The organism is Flagellimonas marinaquae, from assembly GCF_023716465.1.
GTDB lineage: Bacteria > Bacteroidota > Bacteroidia > Flavobacteriales > Flavobacteriaceae > Flagellimonas > Flagellimonas alginolytica.
In genome coordinates, this window is record NZ_CP092415.1 from 419,802 (window position 1) to 437,487 (window position 17,686).

Below are 17,686 nucleotides of genomic sequence, written 5' to 3' on the forward strand. Positions count from 1 at the left end.
GTGTTCTATTCTTCCAATCTAATATCCAAGCCCAAACCTTTAAGTTCGTGCATCAATACATTGAAAGATTCTGGCAACCCAGGCTCTGGCATGGTCTCACCCTTTACAATGGTCTCATAGGTCTTGGCCCTTCCGATAACATCATCCGACTTAACGGTCAATATTTCCCTAAGGGTAGATGATGCTCCGTAGGCTTCCAATGCCCACACTTCCATCTCACCAAAACGCTGACCACCAAACTGAGCTTTACCACCCAATGGTTGCTGTGTGATCAATGAGTACGGTCCAATAGATCTTGCGTGCATTTTGTCGTCTACCATGTGACCTAGTTTCAACATGTAGATAACTCCAACGGTAGCTCGTTGATCAAAACGCTGACCGGTTCCACCATCGTATAGATAAGTATGTCCAAATCTTGGCACTCCTGCTTCATCGGTAATCTTATTGATCTCATCCAACGAGGCACCATCAAAAATTGGAGTGGCATATTTTTGACCCAACTTTAATCCGGCCCAACCTAATACGGTTTCGTAGATCTGACCAATGTTCATCCTCGATGGTACACCAAGTGGGTTCAATACAATGTCCACTGGGGTTCCGTCTTCCAAGAACGGCATATCCTCTTGACGAACGATACGTGCCACAATACCTTTGTTACCGTGACGACCCGCCATTTTATCACCAACTTTAAGCTTACGCTTTTTGGCGATGTAGACTTTGGCCAATTTCATGATACCTGCAGGAAGCTCATCCCCTACGGAGATGGTAAACTTGTCCCTTCTAAGGTTACCTTGAATATCGTTCAATTTTATTTTGTAGTTGTGCAACAAGTCTGCCACCAAAGCATTGGTCGCGTCGTCCGTTGTCCAGCTACCACCGACCAAGTGGGCAAAGTCATCAACGGCGTTCAACATTTTAATGGTGTATTTCTTTCCTTTTGGAAGTACTTCTTCACCCAAATCGTTGATTACACCTTGCGATGTTTTTCCACTGATCAAACTGAACAATTTCTCGATCAATTCATCTTTCAGCTGTTGAAACTTCACTTCGTAGTCCATCTCCAGTCTAGCGATGGCTTCTTTATCTTCGGAACGTTTTCTCTTGTCCTTGATGGAACGGGAGAACAATTTCTTATCGATTACTACACCTCTTAATGATGGAGAAGCTTTTAATGAAGCATCCTTTACATCACCTGCTTTGTCACCAAAGATGGCACGCAACAGTTTTTCTTCCGGAGTTGGGTCCGATTCTCCCTTTGGAGTAATCTTACCGATCAATATATCTCCTGGCTTCACTTCGGCACCGATACGGATCATACCGTACTCGTCCAAGTCTTTTGTTGCTTCTTCGGATACGTTTGGAATATCGTTGGTCAATTCCTCCGCACCCAATTTGGTATCTCTTACCTCCAAGGAATATTCATCAACATGGATAGAGGTAAATATATCCTCACGAACCACTTTTTCGGAAATCACGATCGCATCCTCAAAGTTGTATCCTTTCCAAGGCATAAAGGCAACCTTCATGTTTCTACCCAAGGCCAATTCCCCTTTTTCGGTAGCGTAGCCTTCACAAAGTACCTGACCTTTTTTCACCTTGTCGCCTTTTCTTACGATTGGCTTCAAGTTAATACTGGTTCCTTGGTTTGTTTTTCTAAACTTCACCAATTGGTACGTTTTAGAATCTTCGTCAAAGCTTACCAATCGCTCTTCATCGGTCCTATCGTACTTAATGGTAATTTTCTGTGCATCCACATACTCAACAACCCCATCTCCTTCTGCATTGATCAATACCCGGGAATCGGTAGCTACTTGTCTTTCCAAACCTGTACCTACGATCGGAGAATCCGGTCTCAACAATGGAACTGCCTGGCGCATCATGTTAGATCCCATCAAGGCACGGTTCGCATCATCGTGCTCCAAGAAAGGAATCAAGGATGCGGAAATGGATGCGATCTGGTTAGGTGCAACGTCGGTATATTTTACCTCTGTTGGGTCCACTACCGGGAAATCACCTTCTTCACGGGCAATCACCTTTTCTCTTTCAATAGTACCATCTTCTGCCAATGGAATATTGGCTTGGGCAATCTTCATTCCTTCCTCTTCCTCTGCACTGAGGTAAATGTGGTTTTCAGTATCCACTTTACCATCCTCTACTTTACGGTAAGGAGTTTCCAAGAAGCCCATATTGTTCACCTTGGCAAATACGGACAATGAAGAGATCAAACCAATATTCGGTCCTTCAGGTGTCTCGATCGGACACAATCTTCCGTAGTGTGTATAGTGAACGTCTCGCACCTCGAAACCTGCTCTTTCTCTGGAAAGACCACCTGGCCCTAATGCGGATAATCTTCTTTTGTGCGTAATCTCTGCCAACGGGTTGGTCTGGTCCATGAACTGGGACAACTGGTTGGTTCCAAAGAATGAGTTGATTACGGATGACAATGTCTTCGCGTTGATCAAATCAATCGGGGTAAACACTTCGTTGTCACGAACGTTCATACGCTCACGGATGGTACGCGCCATACGTGCCAAACCTACGCCGAACTGCTGGGACAATTGTTCCCCAACGGTTCTTACACGACGGTTGGACAAGTGATCGATATCATCGATCTCCGCTTTGGAGTTGATCAACTCGATCAAATATTTGATGATGGTGATGATATCTTCCTTGGTCAACACTTGTTTATCCATTCCGATATCCAAGCCCAACTTCTTGTTCATTCTGTAACGACCTACTTCTCCAAGATTGTAACGTTGGTCGGAGAAGAACAATTTATCGATGATACCACGAGCCGTTTCTTCATCTGGCGGTTCGGCATTACGCAATTGTCTATAAATATGCTCTACCGCTTCTTTTTCAGAGTTGGTAGGGTCTTTTTGCAAAGTGTTGTGGATAATGGCATAATCAGACTGTGCATTGTTCTCCTTGTGAAGCAAAATGGTCTTCACGTCGGCATCAATGATCTCATCGATATGCTCTTTTTCCAAAATGGTATCACGATCGAGTACGATTTCGTTTCTTTCGATAGATACCACTTCTCCAGTATCCTCGTCCACGAAATCCTCATGCCATGTGTTCAACACTCTAGCGGCCAATTTACGGCCCAATACTTTTTTAAGCCCGGATTTGGAAACCTTTACTTCTTCCGAAAGGTCGAAGATTTCCAAAATGTCCTTGTCCCTTTCAAAGCCGATGGCACGGAACAGAGTGGTTACCGGTAATTTTTTCTTCCTATCGATGTAGGCATACATCACCGAGTTGATATCGGTGGCGAATTCAATCCAAGATCCTTTGAAAGGAATTACCCTGGCGGAATACAATTTTGTTCCATTTGCGTGGAAAGATTGTCCAAAGAAAACCCCTGGAGATCTGTGCAACTGGGAAACTACAACTCTTTCTGCGCCGTTGATCACAAAGGTTCCACTAGGAGTCATGTAAGGGATAGTACCCAAATACACATCCTGAACGATAGTTTCGAAATCTTCGTGCTCTGGATCGGTACAATATAATTTTAAACGTGCCTTTAACGGTACGCTATAGGTAAGTCCACGCTCGATACATTCTTGGATGGAATATCTTGGTGGATCTATGAAGTAATCCAAAAACTCAAGTACAAACTGGTTTCTGGTATCTGTGATTGGAAAATTCTCCATGAAGGTGTTGTAGAGACCTTCGTTTCCTCTTTCGTCAGATTTAGTCTCAAGCTGGAAAAAGTCTTGGAACGATTTTATCTGAATGTCCAAGAAATCCGGGTATTCCGGTATGTTCTTAGCGGATGCGAAATTAACTCTTTCAATAGTGTTTGTGAACATCTATGGACAAATTTTGATCGTGATTACTAAGTGGGTTGGTGTACGGCTTTATACACTCCTTATATAAATAGGCTAAGGTCTAACCAAAAATGGAAAGACCTTAACCAAGTTCTAATGGGAAAAGCGATTATTTAAGCTCAACTTCTGCTCCTGCTTCTTCCAATGATTTTTTGATACCTTCTGCCTCATCTTTGGCAACACCTTCCTTAACAGCTTTTGGTGCGCTGTCAACGATTTCTTTAGCATCTTTTAGTCCAAGACCGGTCAATTCCTTAACCAATTTTACGACCGCCAATTTAGAACCACCAGCAGCTGTAAGGATTACATCAAATTCTGATTTTTCCTCAGCAGCTTCAGCTTCACCGCCACCGGCAGCACCACCAGCAACAGCTACTGCAGCAGCAGCAGGCTCAATACCATATTCTTCTTTTAAAATGTCGGCCAACTCATTTACCTCTTTTACTGTAAGGTTTACCAACTGTTCTGCAAAATCTTTTAAATCTGCCATTTTTCTATCGTTTAATAAAAATTTTTAAAAATATACTTAGTTTATTGTGCGCGAATTATTCTTTCTCAGAAAGGGTTTTAAGGATACCTGCCAATTTACCGCCTCCGGACTTAAGTCCAGAAATAACATTCTTGGCCGGTGATTGCAACAATCCGATGATATCCCCGATAACTTCCTCTTTGGACTTGATGTTCACAAGTGCATCAAGATTGTTATCCCCAATATATACCGCCTCTTCGATAAAGGCTCCTTTTAATACGGGCTTTTCTGATTTTTTTCTAAAGTTCTTGATAAGTTTCGCAGGTGCGTTCCCGGTTTCGGAAAACATCAAAGATGTGTTACCTTTCAATACCTCGGGAAGTTCACCAAATTCCTTATCAGAAGCTTCCATTGCTTTTGCAAGCAAGGTGTTCTTTACGACCGCAAGCTTAATGTTTGCCTTAAAACACGCTCTTCTCAAGTTAGAGGTGTCCACAGCGTTCAATCCCGAAATATCGGCCAAGTAAATATTGGCGTTATCGGCCAACTGTGCAGTCAAGTCTTTTATTACTGTTGCTTTTTCTTCTCTTGTCATAGTTATAAAAATTGAACTACCAGTTATTGAACTGCTTTTGGATCTAGTTGAACACTAGGGCTCATTGTACTGGACATGTATATACTCTTCATGTACACACCTTTAGCTGCCGAAGGCTTCAATTTTACCAAGGTATCTATCAATTCCTTAGCGTTTCCTGCGATTTTGTCCGCGGAGAATGAAGCTTTTCCGATTGCTGCGTGCACAATACCGGTTTTGTCCACTTTAAAGTCTATTTTACCGGCCTTAACATCGGATACGGCTTTCGCTACATCCATGGTAACTGTTCCGGTTTTTGGATTGGGCATTAAACCTCTAGGTCCTAAAATTCTACCTAATGGTCCCAATTTACCCATAACGCTCGGCATGGTGATGATAACATCAACGTCTGTCCAACCGCCTTTTATTTTATCCAAATATTCGTCCAACCCAACAAAATCAGCTCCTGCTTCTGTTGCTTCTGCTTCTTTGTCCGGTGTCACCAATGCCAAAACTTTCACATCCTTACCAGTTCCATGAGGAAGGGTAACAACGCCACGTACCATTTGATTGGCTTTTCTTGGGTCAACGCCCAAACGAACCGCCAAATCTATGGAAGCATCAAATTTTACATTGGTTATTTCTTTTACTAAAGCGGATGCCTCTTCCAAAGAATACAATTTATTCTTGTCAATTTTGGATTGGGCTTCTTTTTGCTTTTTAGTCAACTTTGCCATTTAATAATGCTTTTAAGATTTTAAAAAGGTCTTTGTCCGGCTATTTTCAGACCCATAGATCTAGCGGTACCCGCAACCATACTCATTGCAGATTCCACGGTAAAAGCGTTAAGATCGACCATTTTGTCTTCGGCGATCGCCTTTACTTGATCCCAAGTCACTGAACCGTTTTTAACCCTGTTAGGTTCACCTGATCCTTTTTTAATCTTCGCTGCTTCCATCAATTGAACTGCCGCAGGTGGTGTTTTTACAACAAACTCGAAAGATTTGTCTTTGTAAACGGTGATAACAACAGGTAAAACCTTACCTTGTTTGTCCTGTGTACGAGCATTAAACTGCTTACAGAACTCCATGATGTTAACACCAGCAGCACCTAAGGCGGGTCCAACCGGTGGCGATGGGTTCGCAGCACCTCCCCTAACTTGTAATTTAACTACCTTATCTACTTCTTTTGCCATTGTTTCTAATTAAATTTAAAGTGTGTCAATTGGAAGCAACACAGCTTTATATATGTAACAGCTCTTTATTATAGCGTTTGAATTTTAGAGGTTAATTTCGAGCAATACATTTAAGCAACCCAAAATCCAACATCTATTATTCTATTTCTATCCAACTTTTTCAACTTGCATGTAGCTGAGTTCCAATGGCGTTTTTCTTCCGAAAATCTTTACCATTACCTCTAGCTTACGCTTTTCTTCATTGATTTTTTCAACAGTTCCGTTAAAACCATTAAAAGGTCCATCAATCACCTTAACCGTTTCGCCCAACACAAATGGAATCGAAACGTTGTCCGTATTTACGGCCAACTCATCCACTTTACCAAGCATACGGTTTACTTCGGATTTTCTCAAAGGAACAGGATCCCCACCTTTTACTTCGCCCAAGAAACCGATTACATTGGTTATGGAGCGAATGATGTGAACCATTTCTCCGCCAAGATTGGCCTTGATCATGATATACCCAGGAAAGTAAACTCTTTCTTTGTTGATTTTCTTTCCGTTTCTTATCTGAACTACTTTCTCGGTAGGCACAAGAACTTCCTCGAGGTAATCACCAAAACCGGCTCTTTCAACCTCGCTTTCAATATAGCCTTTGATCTTGTTTTCTTGACCACTGACCGCTCTTACCACATACCATTTTTTCTCCAGAACCTCAGACATATCGATCGACCTTTATCCTATTAATTTTTCAAAATACAATGTGATCAAGTTACTGAACAAAGAATCCACACCCCAAGTCGCCAAAGCGAACAATATGGAGAAAACAGCCACAACAACCATTAAATTAGACGCCTTACTACGCTCCAACCAAGTAACATTGTTTTTAAGTTCTTCTAATGATTCCTTTATGTAAGTGATCATAATTTTTGAGTATTTTGCTTGCACGGGAGGAGAGACTCGAACTCCCGACACCTGGTTTTGGAGACCAGTGCTCTACCAACTGAGCTACACCCGTTTAATTACACTGAAAGGTATCCCGAGAAAACCGGGACACCCTTTAGTGCACTATTTATTGTAAAATGATTAATCTAAAATCTCAGTAACCTGACCAGCACCTACTGTTCTACCTCCTTCACGGATTGCAAAACGTAGACCAACGCTCAATGCGATCGGCTGAATCAAATCAACAGTAATCGTCAAGTTATCACCTGGCATTACCATTTCAACTCCATCAGGAAGGTTGATGTTACCGGTCACGTCAGTTGTACGAACGTAGAACTGTGGACGGTAGTTGTTGTGGAATGGCGTGTGACGACCACCTTCTTCTTTTTTAAGGATATAAACCTCAGCTTTGAATTTGGCGTGTGGCTTAACAGAACCTGGCTTACAGATTACCATACCTCTTTTGATATCTGATTTTTCGATACCTCTCAAAAGAAGACCTACGTTATCACCGGCCTCACCTCTATCCAAAATCTTACGGAACATCTCAACACCAGTAATGGTAGAAGACAATTTCTCAGCACCCATACCGATAATATCTACAGGGTCCCCTGTGTTGGCCACACCAGTTTCGATACGACCAGTAGCAACAGTACCACGACCTGTAATTGTAAATACATCTTCGATAGGCATCAAGAAGTCTTTGTCAACCTCACGCTCTGGCTCTTCGATCCAGCTATCAACAGCTTCCATCAACTCCATTACGGTATCAACCCATTTTTGCTCACCGTTCAAAGCACCAAGTGCCGAACCAGCAACAACAGGCCCATTATCTCCATCGTACTCATAGAAAGAAAGCAATTCTCTTACTTCCATCTCAACAAGCTCCAAAAGCTCCTCATCATCCACCATATCAACTTTGTTCAAGAAAACAACGATACGAGGAATACCAACCTGACGACCTAGAAGGATGTGCTCACGAGTTTGCGGCATAGGACCATCGGTAGCAGCCACAACCAAAATAGCACCGTCCATTTGGGCAGCACCAGTAACCATGTTCTTTACGTAATCCGCGTGACCAGGACAGTCAACGTGAGCGTAGTGACGGTTAGCTGTTTGGTACTCAACGTGCGAAGTGTTGATAGTAATACCTCTTTCTTTTTCTTCTGGCGCGTTATCGATGGAGTCAAAGCTTCTTAGCTCAGACAAACCAGCGTTCGCCAATACAGTGGTAATAGCAGCAGTCAATGTTGTTTTACCGTGATCCACGTGTCCAATGGTACCAATATTTAAGTGTGGTTTGGAACGATCAAAAGTTTCCTTTGCCATTTTAAAATAATTTTAATCTTAGTTTATATTAGTGTACAAATCGTTTTGAGCCAATGACGGGATTTGAACCCGTGACCTCTTCCTTACCAAGGAAACGCTCTACCCCTGAGCTACACCGGCCTATGGGTTATCAGGTTTAGAGTTTAAAGTTACAAGTCAAGCTCGCCAAAACTTCAACCTTTTACTCGAAATCCAATATTTCAAGTTTAGAGCGGGAGACCGGGTTCGAACCGGCGACATTCAGCTTGGAAGGCTGACGCTCTACCAACTGAGCTACTCCCGCATTTTTTCCTGGACAACCGTCCAAGCAATCCAAAATTTCAATAAAACCTTTTTCCCGGTTGTTCCGACGAACAACTTTTGTGGGGGGAGCAGGATTCGAACCTGCGAAGGTAAAAACCAACAGATTTACAGTCTGTCCTCGTTGGCCGCTTGAGTATCCCCCCGCCTTAATTTTCAATAACTTACGAGCCGATAGAGGGACTCGAACCCACGACCTGCTGATTACAAATCAGCTGCTCTAGCCAGCTGAGCTATATCGGCATTTCACCGCTTTTTCATCATTAAAAAAGCCCGCTATTTCTAACGGACTGCAAATGTATATATTTATTTTTTTAATCAAAACAAATTTTGAAAAATTTTCATCAAGCTTTCGCCCTCTGCTTTTCTTTCTTTTTCACCAACTGTCTTTCCAAGGAACTACAGGCCGAATCAACTGCTTCCTCAAAAGACTTACATTGTTTTTTTACCATAAATTTATCCCCGGGCACGAACACCATGATTTCCACTATCTTATTCTCTTTTGCACTGGTGTTTTCCACTTTCAAATATACATCCGATTCTATGACCTTGTCATAAAATAATTCCAATTTGTCCATTCGCTTTTGGATAAAGTCTATCAATTTACCATCAGCCGAAAAATTTACCGATTGTGCATTTACTTTCATAAGATGTAGTTTTAGTACTGTCCTAGACAGTGAAGTTAAACATTACAAGAATTCACTATTTCTTGTTCCTTGGGTGGGCCTTCCGATGTACTTTTTTAAGTTCGGCTATACTATTATGTGTATAAACTTGCGTAGATGCCAAACTTGAATGCCCCAACAATTCCTTCACGGAATTTAGATCAGCCCCCCTATTGAGCAAGTGTGTTGCAAAAGTGTGCCTAAGTATATGAGGACTCTTTTTTACCTTGGGGGACACCAAACTAAAATACTTATTTATGGTTCGATAAACAAGTGTTTCGTAAATTTTAAGACCATCTTTTGTTAATAGCAGATAGGATGAATCCGATCTGGATTGCAGCTCAGAACGTTTGTCCAAATATGTATAGATCTGTCGTACCGTGGAGTGAAGCAAAGGTATAATACGCTCTTTGTTTCTTTTGCCCAATACTTTTAATTGGTGTCCGGCCAAATCCAAATCCTGTATTTTTAAGTTCACCAACTCCGTTCTTCGCATACCCGTGGCATACAATAGCTCAATGATCAACTTATCCCTTTCTCCTTCAAAATCATCCTCAAAAGGAATTTCGGACAAAACAGATTCCATTTCCTTTTCAGAAAATGGGACCTCTATCTTCTTTTCGGTTTTGAGTGCCCTATGTTTCACCAAAGGCGAGACGGTTATCTCCCCTATTTTCAACAAAAACTTATAGTAAGCCTGCAAAGAAGATATTTTCCGGTTAATGGTCCTGTTGGACACACCTTGATCGGAGAGATCAACGATCCAGCTCCTGATCAACGGATAGGATACATTCTCCAAATTCACCGCATCATGATGCTCTTTACAAAAACCAGCAAAGGACTCAATATCCTTTTGATACGCCAAAATGGTATTTTTGGAGTAATTCTTCTCCAACTCCAAATAAGAAATAAAAGCTGACAAGGACATATTCCAAAGGTAGCAATAGAATCCCGAAACCTATAAAAAGAAAATCCCGCTCCAATTAAGGAACGGGATCACTATATTTTATAAGAACTTTTAAAGACTATACTTCTTCTTGATCTCTAAGACCCTGAATGTATTGTGCTTTTTGTATCTGCGCTCTACGTTTTACAGAAGGTTTAGTAAACTGCTGTCTTGTTCTTAACTGACGCATGGTACCTGTTCTGTCGAACTTACGTTTGAAACGTTTTAAAGCTCTATCGATGTTTTCTCCTTCTTTTACTGGTATAATTAACATGGGCTACAACCTCCTTTCTTTTAGATTTTTGGAGTGCAAATATACGAATGATATTTAACGGTTAAAGAAATATTTTACTTTTTTGATATTTTCTACACCTTTGGTTTCTTGTACTCTTTTTTATCCACGATAATTTTGGCCAAAATTTCGCGTAAGATTTCGGAGGTACCCCCGCCAATTGGCCCAAGCCTACTGTCCCGGCTCAACCTTGCCATTGGATAGTCTTCAATATAACCGTACCCACCTAAGAACTGAAGACAATGATAAATAACCTCATCGGCCATTTTGGTAGATTTAAGTTTGGAAATTGTAGCTTCTTTTACCACATAGGTTCCTTTTTCCATTTGCGCGATCGTCGCATAATTGAATTGCTTGCACAGCAACATATCGGAATATAGATCAACCAACCTATGTCTTAACGCCTGAAATTGATTTATGCTTTTACCAAAAGCCTCACGCTCGGACATATACTGCAACGCATAATCGAGAGCATACTCCGCCCTTGCATGGGCATTCACCCCCATTACCAAACGTTCCAATGCAAAGGCCTCCATGATATACGAGAAACCTTCATTTAAATTTCCGAGCAAATTGAAAGCCGGCACCTCAACATTATCAAAGGCCAGTTCTGCAGTATCCGAAGCCCTCCATCCTAATTTATTCAACTTATTTGCGGACACCCCTTTGGCATTCCTGTCCACAACAAACATGCTTATGCCCTTGTGGGCCGCATGTATATCGGTCTTTGCAGCAAGAATAATGTAGTCGCCATAAACACCGTTGGTTATAAAAGTTTTGGAACCGTTCACTATGTACACATCACCTTTTTTCTCGGCAGTGGTGCGCATAGCGGCAACATCACTGCCCCCAAAAGGCTCGGATACTCCCAAACAGCCAATTTTATTCCCAAGTACACTGGGCTCTAAATACGCTTTTTTCTGCTCATGCGTGGCCAACTTGTTCAAGTATGTCATTGCCAAATATTGGTGCGCCCACATAGCAGCGGCAAAACCACCTGAATTTATCTTTTGCAGCTCTTCAAGAAAGATAACCGTATAGAAAAGGTCCAAGTTGAGACCGGAGTAATCTTCTGGGGTCATCAAACCAAAATATCCCATTTCCCCGAACTTGTTCCAGATATCCCCATCTATTCTCCCCGATTCCTCCCATTTTTCTATATGGGGAACAACCTCTTTTTGCAAAAAATCCTTTAGACTCTCCCGGAATAAATTATGTTCTTCCGTGAAGTACATATCAATCATACCACCTAATTTATAAAGACAAATATAAGGCTATTCTATCTAGTTTTTCTGTTGGAAATCCATCAACATAAGTCAATTCTTCAAATGTTTTGAACAAGCCGTTTTTCTCCCTATACGCAACAATTTGTGCTGCCAGTCCACTCCTTATATATATAAGTTGGGACAATTCTTTTGCCGAAGCAGTATTTAGATTGATTTTTTTGACCTCAGGAACCTCTAGCACTTGAAAAGCCCGCAATGTTTCTTCTACAACTTCTGGTTTTAATCCATAAACATCGTACAATTGTTCGTTCGCCAAAAAACCACCAAGCCTATCCCTGAACTTTATAATTCGATTGGACAATGTTTCTCCGATTCCGTAAACCGACATCAAGTCCATTGCCGAAGCAGCATTCAAATCTTTGACTTGAACCCTGTTTTTAGGTTTGGACAAGGCTTTCTTTTGAAATTGATTATGTTTCTTCCAATCGGGGAATTGAAAATATGGCGACAAAATCCCCAATAAAGAATCCGAAACTTGGGTAACGACCTGAAATTCTTCTGAAGAATTCACAAACTTTCCTTTCTTCCTAAAAGCTGACAACCTATCCAATTCTTCAATTGACAGTCCCAAAATGTAGCCTTTATGGTCCGAAATGTAATTGGGGTTAAAAGGATACATTTTAGTGGCGCCTCTACGCTGTTTTTCCACAATAAGACTATCCATGGTTTTTTGTTCCTCAAGATTGAGGGCCAAACTACTTTTTGGACGAGAGGGATTTGCTCTTAACCAGAAAGAAACCAATTGCAGTACAAGAACCACCAACAAAAAAAAGAAAATCCCACTCCGTTCTTGCTTATTGAACCTGAAGTGGGATTGCTTTCTCATATTTTAAGGTATATTATTGACTCTTCAATTTTTTGAAAAGCTGTCCAGCTTTTAATTTCTGTAAATAACCATCCAGGTCCTTGCGCACTTCGCCGGACATTATGTAGAGTCCAATGATATTCGGGAAGGACATGGCAAGTATCATCATATCCGAAAAATCCAATACAGCCCCTAAACTTACCGAAGCACCTACCACAACAAACACCAAAAACAACATCTTGTAGATCATCTCGGAACGCTTGCTCTTCCCGAAAAGATAAGTCCAGGCCCTCATTCCGTAGTAAGACCAAGAAATCATGGTTGAGAATGCAAAAAGGAATACCGCCAATGCCAATACATAAGGGAACCAAGAAATTTGGCTACCAAAAGCATCGGATGTCAACTGTGCACCTGCCATTCCTTCTACTTCGTGCATTCCTGTAAAAATCAACACCAAAGCTGTTAGAGTACAAACCACAACGGTATCGATAAATGGCTCTAGTAAGGCAACAAAACCTTCGGACGGTGGATGGTTGGTCTTTGCCGCACTGTGGGCAATGGCCGCAGAACCTACACCTGCCTCATTGGAGAAGGCCGCTCTTTGAAACCCAATGACCAATACCCCCAAAATTCCTCCTTTTAGGGCCGAAGGGTTAAACGCTCCATCCACAATTGCAGAGAATGCCGGTCCAATATTTTGGATATTCATTATAATTACCGCCAATGCCGCAACTATATATATGGTTGCCATGATCGGCACTACTTTACCTGTTACTTTGGCAATACTGCTAATTCCACCAATGATAACTACACCTACCAGAATAGCCGTGACCACTCCGAACCAAAAGCCATTGCCGGCCAAGGCAGGAAACTGCCCGGCCAATTGCTCAAAAGACTGGTTTGCCTGGAACATATTGCCCCCACCAAAGGAAGCTCCCACTGCAAGCATGGCGAACACTCCCGCCAATACTTTACCAAAACCTTTCATATTGCGCTTTTCCAGACCATAGCGCAGGTAGTTCATTGGACCGCCGAATACACGGCCATCAGGCAATATATCCCTGTATTTGACACCAAGGGTACACTCCACAAATTTGGAGGACATACCCAAGAGTCCACAAACAATCATCCAAAAAGTAGCTCCTGCACCACCCAAGGATACCGCTACGGCAACACCAGCTATATTACCAAGACCAACGGTACCGGAAACTGCTGTGGCCAATGCCTGGAAGTGGGTTACTTGCCCTGGAGCATCCGGGTCATCGTATTTTCCTTTGGCAAGATCAATGGAATGTCTGAACCCACGAATGTTAATGAAGCCCATTCGAATTGTAAAGAACAACGCTCCGAGGACCAACCAAATTACGATAAAGGGAATACCTTTTATGATCGGATCTCCGTTAGGATGGGTCATGGCAATGGGCTCATCGTACTTGATTTCGGCAAAGTAATGTGCTCCTTGTTCAATAACATGTTCTTGGTTGTCCGAATTGTAGATTACGTTGCCCTGCTTTACTCTCTGCAAAAGCTTTCCTTTAGCTTCGGATTTTATAACGATATCTCCTCTTTTATCACTGGTGATCACGGCAATATCTTCACCTTTGGCCACACTGGCCTTATCATCCTTCAGCCACTGTTTTAAAACGAATTTATCCTGGGTCTCGTTGCTCCAATCGGGAATACCGATCAATTTTACGTCGGCATAGGCCACTGGATCGTATATTCCGATCGCTGCGAAGGGGTCCCAGAAAAGAACAGACCCCAATGCACTTACTGCCGGGGTCATGGTTCCATTGAATACTTCTGTGATCGATTCTGTCTCTACTTTAAATTCTTTGGTAATCGAATTACCTGCCGCGTCGGTCACTGTAACACTATACGGTATACCTTCTACCAGACGTTGTGCCGATTTGGACTTGAGCGGCGTTTCCTGATTGCTCCATTTGTAGGTGTAGGGCTCCACTCCCCCATCCACTGTTAGCTCTATAACACCATCATTAATGTTGTCGGAGACATTGTAGGTTTTGCCAACTACGGTCAATTCCTGTGAAAAACCAGTGGTTAGCGCAAAAAAAGACAATAGAAAAAGAAAATACTTCATATATTGAGATTAGTTAGTTTTTGGTATGGTAAAGTCAGCAATATCCAAAAAAAAATCAACGCTATCAAATTTTATGTTTTTTTAACTATCCGATCTGAAACATTTGATTTAATTTCCTTATCTGTTCAGGTCTGCCCAAAACAATTACCTTGCTCTTGGGCTGCAAAACCATATCGGCTTCCGGGTTTATAACGTACTTTCCTTGTGGGTCCACGTACCCGATTATGGTACATCCTGTTTTTCTGCGAAGATCAAGATCGCGCAAGGAGTTACATTCCATTTGGTCGGTAAAATCCTCTATACTGACTTCTTCTAAATTTGTGGTATGCTCGCCCTCAATGGATAGTTGATCTAAAAAAGTGATCAAGTTGGGCATTACCACCAAGGAGGCCATGTGATCCCCTCCGATTTTGTCGGGCATTATTACTTTATTTGCTCCACCAAACTCCAATTTTTTAACCGAAGTTATCTGTGACGCCCTACTTATTATGAATAAATCTGAGTTTAATTGCCTGGCCGAAAGCACAATGAACAGGTTTGCCGAATCATCCGGCACGGCGGTTATAAGATATTGGGCACGATCTATTCCGGCTTCGAGCAAAACTTCGTCCTCATTGGCATCGCCTTCCACAAACAAAATATCTTCTTCATGCCGTTCTATGATCTCCCTATCCCTTTCGATCACCACAAATGGTTTTCTATAAGCGGTCAATTTTTCTGCGGCCTGCATACCATTCCTACCAAATCCACAGATCACAACATGACCGGAAAGACTATCTATTTGCTTTTTCACTCTCTTCTTTTTTAGTAGTTCCAACGAATTTCTTCCCAAAATATATTCGGACACCACTGAAATGGCAAATCCAAATATAAAAACACTGGTTACAATTAAAAATACGGTAAAAATCTTAGCATTGGCATCCAAAGGCCTTACTTCCGAAAAACCTACCGTGGTCACGGTAATAATCGTCATATAAATGGCCTCTATCCACGTAAAATCGGACAGCATTTTATACCCTATCACCCCAAAAACAAGCACCACCACCATTAAGGTGAGGGCTACAAGTATTTTGGAGCGGAGCAGTCTAATCATTCTTAAAGGTCAAATACAGAAGTTCTTTTTGTATAAATGAGGTCTTTGATCCTTAACCAAAAGGCAATAAAAAGATAAAGGGCGAACCCAAAGCCCAAGGTAACAAATGTTAGATAGATAAAACTGGTACGCACCACTCGGGCACGGATACCAAGTCTTTCCGCAATTCGCCTACAGACCTCGAAGCCTCGCTTTTGAAAGTAGTAAAGGGTATTATAAAACAAAGACATGGTTAAAATTAGAGATTTCTATTCAATAATTGTGCGCCAATGGCGCATTGCATACATTTATTTTTGGTACAATAATTATTGTACAGCTCCAATTGTGCTTGCGTTTCCATAGCATTGGTCGCCTTTGACCCAATTTTGCCAAAGTTTTGAATAACGGAATTTTTCTCGGCAGCTACATGGGACATCAATCCGATCAGCTCCTCGTCCCATTGTCTTCCCACATATTTTGAATAGCAAAATTTAAGCGGCACCAATGCATTTATGATGATCAAATCTATGAAATTCCTAGATAGCTTTTTATCTCTTTTGTTGGATGGTTTTCCAAAGGTGTAGTGCTCTTCCCAATACCGTCCTGTAGAAACCTCCAAAGTTTGATAAATATCCTCTAGGGTTGTGAAATTTATCAGGTTTGAAAAAAGGTTATGGTTCCCACTGTACAAACTGGTCAACTGCGAAACACGTATTGTGGGAAAATTTAATGGTCGTAATCCATAAAACTCCGGCTTTGTAAACGTATCTTCCAAATCAAATTTTTGCTTAAGATACCCATACTCTTTGTTGAGTTCTCTATAGTACGAATCCGTGCAATCATCCGCATGTAAAAGTCCAAAATGGCCAAAAAGCAAAGCTTCCAACTGCAATGGTTCATTGGTGGTTTTTCGAACGACAGAAAAATCCAATTGCTTTGCCCGATCCAGGAAATATGTTCCATTTACCTTGGAGCCAAAACTTTTGGCCAATACCATAAAAAGAACAGCCTCCCAATCGTTTTTGGATGTTTCCAACAACTGCAAGATCAATTTGGACTTATTCTCCAGTCGTTCAATAAACAATCGTTGCAGCCAATTTTCCAGAATAAAGGCATCTACATCCTTAAGGTCCTTTTCACAATTAACAAAGGTGGGACGGGAATTCTCGATCAAGTTCCGATATCGGCCCAATAGCTCGGTGGGCACATACCGCTTTACTTCTAACGTTGGGATTCTGGAACCGTCCTTTCTAAAAACAGCAATGTCATCCTCCCATACTACATGAAGGATGACATTGTTGTAATTTTCATTTGTTTCGTGATGGTGCACGTACCAATCCGATGATTTGGAGTGCATCTCCACATTACCGGCCCACAACTGTCCGTCAATTTCCACTTGAGCATTGAAAAAATCGGGCCCTGCCAACATATTCTGGAACCCTGTGGACTTGATCGAAACCGTTTCGTTGTTACCGGTATACAATGGTTTTGCCGAAAGCTTGTTATGCTTCCAAATAAAATACAGTAGGTCTTCTCGCATAGATTTGGGACTAGGGGAGGTCTACTCTGCTACGTCGCCATCCCACTCCATAAAGCCACCTTCCAGGTTATATGCATTTTCAATTCCAACACTGTTCATAATAGCACAGGCTTGCGCACTTCGGTTACCGGATCGGCAATAAACGTAAAAGTTTTTGGACTTGTCCAATTCCTCCACTTTGTCCAAAAATTCCTGCCCAAGATATATATCGATATTGGTCGCGCCCGGAATATACCCCTCTTCGAACTCTTCAGGGGTTCGTACATCCAAAACAAAGGCGTTGTCATCGTTTTGTAGTTGCTCCGCCCATTCTTCTTGTGATAAATCTGCCATTTTTAATAATTTAGGTTCTGCA

Annotated in this window: 18 protein-coding genes and 5 tRNA genes; all 23 read right to left on the reverse strand. The window is 41.7% G+C overall.

Annotated elements, in window-relative coordinates; translation table 11 throughout:
* Positions 1-5: 5 nt before the first annotated feature.
* Positions 6-3,815 carry a DNA-directed RNA polymerase subunit beta gene (gene rpoB, locus MJO53_RS01875; protein ID WP_252080264.1) on the reverse strand — a complete coding sequence of 1,270 codons (3,810 nt, stop codon included), beginning with the start codon at positions 3,813-3,815 and terminating at the stop codon, positions 6-8.
* 127 nt (positions 3,816-3,942) lie between these two features.
* Complete coding sequence (rplL, locus tag MJO53_RS01880; RefSeq protein ID WP_119606415.1) at positions 3,943-4,323, reverse strand: 50S ribosomal protein L7/L12; 381 nt, start codon at positions 4,321-4,323, stop codon at positions 3,943-3,945.
* A 55-nt stretch (positions 4,324-4,378) separates the two neighbouring features.
* Positions 4,379-4,897 carry a 50S ribosomal protein L10 gene (gene rplJ / locus MJO53_RS01885; RefSeq protein WP_252080265.1) on the reverse strand — a complete coding sequence of 173 codons (519 nt, stop codon included), beginning with the start codon at positions 4,895-4,897 and terminating at the stop codon, positions 4,379-4,381.
* Between the two features lie 23 nt (positions 4,898-4,920).
* Entirely contained in the window at positions 4,921-5,613 is a 693-nt protein-coding gene (gene rplA, locus MJO53_RS01890; RefSeq protein WP_224837693.1) for a 50S ribosomal protein L1, read from the reverse strand.
* Between the two features lie 20 nt (positions 5,614-5,633).
* Positions 5,634-6,071: a 50S ribosomal protein L11 gene (gene rplK / locus MJO53_RS01895; RefSeq protein ID WP_224837692.1), complete on the reverse strand. Its 438-nt coding sequence runs from the start codon at positions 6,069-6,071 to the stop codon at positions 5,634-5,636.
* 147 nt (positions 6,072-6,218) lie between these two features.
* Positions 6,219-6,773: a transcription termination/antitermination protein NusG gene (gene nusG / locus MJO53_RS01900; RefSeq protein ID WP_224837691.1), complete on the reverse strand. Its 555-nt coding sequence runs from the start codon at positions 6,771-6,773 to the stop codon at positions 6,219-6,221.
* Positions 6,774-6,785: 12 nt separating this feature from the next.
* Positions 6,786-6,974, reverse strand: coding sequence for a preprotein translocase subunit SecE (gene secE, locus MJO53_RS01905; protein ID WP_224837690.1), 189 nt, complete (start codon positions 6,972-6,974; stop codon positions 6,786-6,788).
* Positions 6,975-6,995: 21 nt separating this feature from the next.
* A tRNA-Trp gene (locus MJO53_RS01910) sits at positions 6,996-7,068 on the reverse strand.
* 68 nt (positions 7,069-7,136) lie between these two features.
* Positions 7,137-8,324 carry an elongation factor Tu gene (gene tuf / locus MJO53_RS01915; protein ID WP_224837689.1) on the reverse strand — a complete coding sequence of 396 codons (1,188 nt, stop codon included), beginning with the start codon at positions 8,322-8,324 and terminating at the stop codon, positions 7,137-7,139.
* A gap of 48 nt (positions 8,325-8,372) precedes the next feature.
* Positions 8,373-8,444, reverse strand: a tRNA-Thr gene (locus tag MJO53_RS01920).
* Between the two features lie 90 nt (positions 8,445-8,534).
* Positions 8,535-8,607, reverse strand: a tRNA-Gly gene (locus MJO53_RS01925).
* 80 nt (positions 8,608-8,687) lie between these two features.
* Positions 8,688-8,770, reverse strand: a tRNA-Tyr gene (locus tag MJO53_RS01930).
* Positions 8,771-8,793: 23 nt separating this feature from the next.
* Positions 8,794-8,867, reverse strand: a tRNA-Thr gene (locus MJO53_RS01935).
* A gap of 101 nt (positions 8,868-8,968) precedes the next feature.
* A complete protein-coding gene (gene hpf / locus MJO53_RS01940; RefSeq protein ID WP_224837688.1) occupies positions 8,969-9,271 on the reverse strand; it encodes a ribosome hibernation-promoting factor, HPF/YfiA family in 303 nt (100 codons plus the stop codon).
* A 55-nt stretch (positions 9,272-9,326) separates the two neighbouring features.
* Positions 9,327-10,217, reverse strand: coding sequence for a tyrosine-type recombinase/integrase (locus tag MJO53_RS01945; RefSeq protein ID WP_252080266.1), 891 nt, complete (start codon positions 10,215-10,217; stop codon positions 9,327-9,329).
* 97 nt (positions 10,218-10,314) lie between these two features.
* On the reverse strand, positions 10,315-10,509 hold the full coding sequence (gene rpsU, locus MJO53_RS01950; RefSeq protein ID WP_224837686.1) for a 30S ribosomal protein S21: 195 nt from the start codon (positions 10,507-10,509) through the stop codon (positions 10,315-10,317).
* Positions 10,510-10,601: 92 nt separating this feature from the next.
* On the reverse strand, positions 10,602-11,771 hold the full coding sequence (locus tag MJO53_RS01955) for an acyl-CoA dehydrogenase family protein (protein WP_252080267.1): 1,170 nt from the start codon (positions 11,769-11,771) through the stop codon (positions 10,602-10,604).
* Positions 11,772-11,781: 10 nt separating this feature from the next.
* Positions 11,782-12,639, reverse strand: a complete 858-nt coding sequence (locus MJO53_RS01960) for a ComEA family DNA-binding protein (protein WP_252080269.1) — start codon at positions 12,637-12,639, stop codon at positions 11,782-11,784.
* A gap of 13 nt (positions 12,640-12,652) precedes the next feature.
* Positions 12,653-14,719 carry an amino acid carrier protein gene (locus MJO53_RS01965; protein ID WP_252080271.1) on the reverse strand — a complete coding sequence of 689 codons (2,067 nt, stop codon included), beginning with the start codon at positions 14,717-14,719 and terminating at the stop codon, positions 12,653-12,655.
* An 85-nt stretch (positions 14,720-14,804) separates the two neighbouring features.
* On the reverse strand, positions 14,805-15,812 hold the full coding sequence (locus MJO53_RS01970; RefSeq protein ID WP_224837682.1) for a potassium channel family protein: 1,008 nt from the start codon (positions 15,810-15,812) through the stop codon (positions 14,805-14,807).
* Between the two features lie 2 nt (positions 15,813-15,814).
* On the reverse strand, positions 15,815-16,042 hold the full coding sequence (locus tag MJO53_RS01975; protein WP_014033469.1) for a PspC domain-containing protein: 228 nt from the start codon (positions 16,040-16,042) through the stop codon (positions 15,815-15,817).
* Between the two features lie 8 nt (positions 16,043-16,050).
* Positions 16,051-17,331, reverse strand: a complete 1,281-nt coding sequence (locus MJO53_RS01980; RefSeq protein ID WP_252080272.1) for a DUF2851 family protein — start codon at positions 17,329-17,331, stop codon at positions 16,051-16,053.
* 21 nt (positions 17,332-17,352) lie between these two features.
* The gene (locus MJO53_RS01985) at positions 17,353-17,664 is read right to left on the reverse strand and encodes a rhodanese-like domain-containing protein (RefSeq protein WP_224837680.1); all 312 of its coding nucleotides are present in this window, start codon (positions 17,662-17,664) and stop codon (positions 17,353-17,355) included.
* Between the last annotated feature and the right edge of the window lie 22 nt (positions 17,665-17,686).

Coding starts and splice junctions, on each gene's coding strand:
- secE (WP_224837690.1), bottom strand. CDS start 6,974: ATGATCACTTACATAAAGGAATCATTAGAAGAACTTAAAAACAATGTT.
- MJO53_RS01985 (WP_224837680.1), bottom strand. CDS start 17,664: ATGGCAGATTTATCACAAGAAGAATGGGCGGAGCAACTACAAAACGAT.
- rpsU (WP_224837686.1), bottom strand. CDS start 10,509: ATGTTAATTATACCAGTAAAAGAAGGAGAAAACATCGATAGAGCTTTA.
- MJO53_RS01945 (WP_252080266.1), bottom strand. CDS start 10,217: ATGTCCTTGTCAGCTTTTATTTCTTATTTGGAGTTGGAGAAGAATTAC.
- MJO53_RS01960 (WP_252080269.1), bottom strand. CDS start 12,639: ATGAGAAAGCAATCCCACTTCAGGTTCAATAAGCAAGAACGGAGTGGG.
- hpf (WP_224837688.1), bottom strand. CDS start 9,271: ATGAAAGTAAATGCACAATCGGTAAATTTTTCGGCTGATGGTAAATTG.
- MJO53_RS01970 (WP_224837682.1), bottom strand. CDS start 15,812: ATGATTAGACTGCTCCGCTCCAAAATACTTGTAGCCCTCACCTTAATG.
- rplA (WP_224837693.1), bottom strand. CDS start 5,613: ATGGCAAAGTTGACTAAAAAGCAAAAAGAAGCCCAATCCAAAATTGAC.
- rplK (WP_224837692.1), bottom strand. CDS start 6,071: ATGGCAAAAGAAGTAGATAAGGTAGTTAAATTACAAGTTAGGGGAGGT.
- rplL (WP_119606415.1), bottom strand. CDS start 4,323: ATGGCAGATTTAAAAGATTTTGCAGAACAGTTGGTAAACCTTACAGTA.
- MJO53_RS01975 (WP_014033469.1), bottom strand. CDS start 16,042: ATGTCTTTGTTTTATAATACCCTTTACTACTTTCAAAAGCGAGGCTTC.
- rplJ (WP_252080265.1), bottom strand. CDS start 4,897: ATGACAAGAGAAGAAAAAGCAACAGTAATAAAAGACTTGACTGCACAG.
- tuf (WP_224837689.1), bottom strand. CDS start 8,324: ATGGCAAAGGAAACTTTTGATCGTTCCAAACCACACTTAAATATTGGT.
- nusG (WP_224837691.1), bottom strand. CDS start 6,773: ATGTCTGAGGTTCTGGAGAAAAAATGGTATGTGGTAAGAGCGGTCAGT.
- MJO53_RS01965 (WP_252080271.1), bottom strand. CDS start 14,719: ATGAAGTATTTTCTTTTTCTATTGTCTTTTTTTGCGCTAACCACTGGT.
- MJO53_RS01955 (WP_252080267.1), bottom strand. CDS start 11,771: ATGATTGATATGTACTTCACGGAAGAACATAATTTATTCCGGGAGAGT.
- MJO53_RS01980 (WP_252080272.1), bottom strand. CDS start 17,331: ATGCGAGAAGACCTACTGTATTTTATTTGGAAGCATAACAAGCTTTCG.
- rpoB (WP_252080264.1), bottom strand. CDS start 3,815: ATGTTCACAAACACTATTGAAAGAGTTAATTTCGCATCCGCTAAGAAC.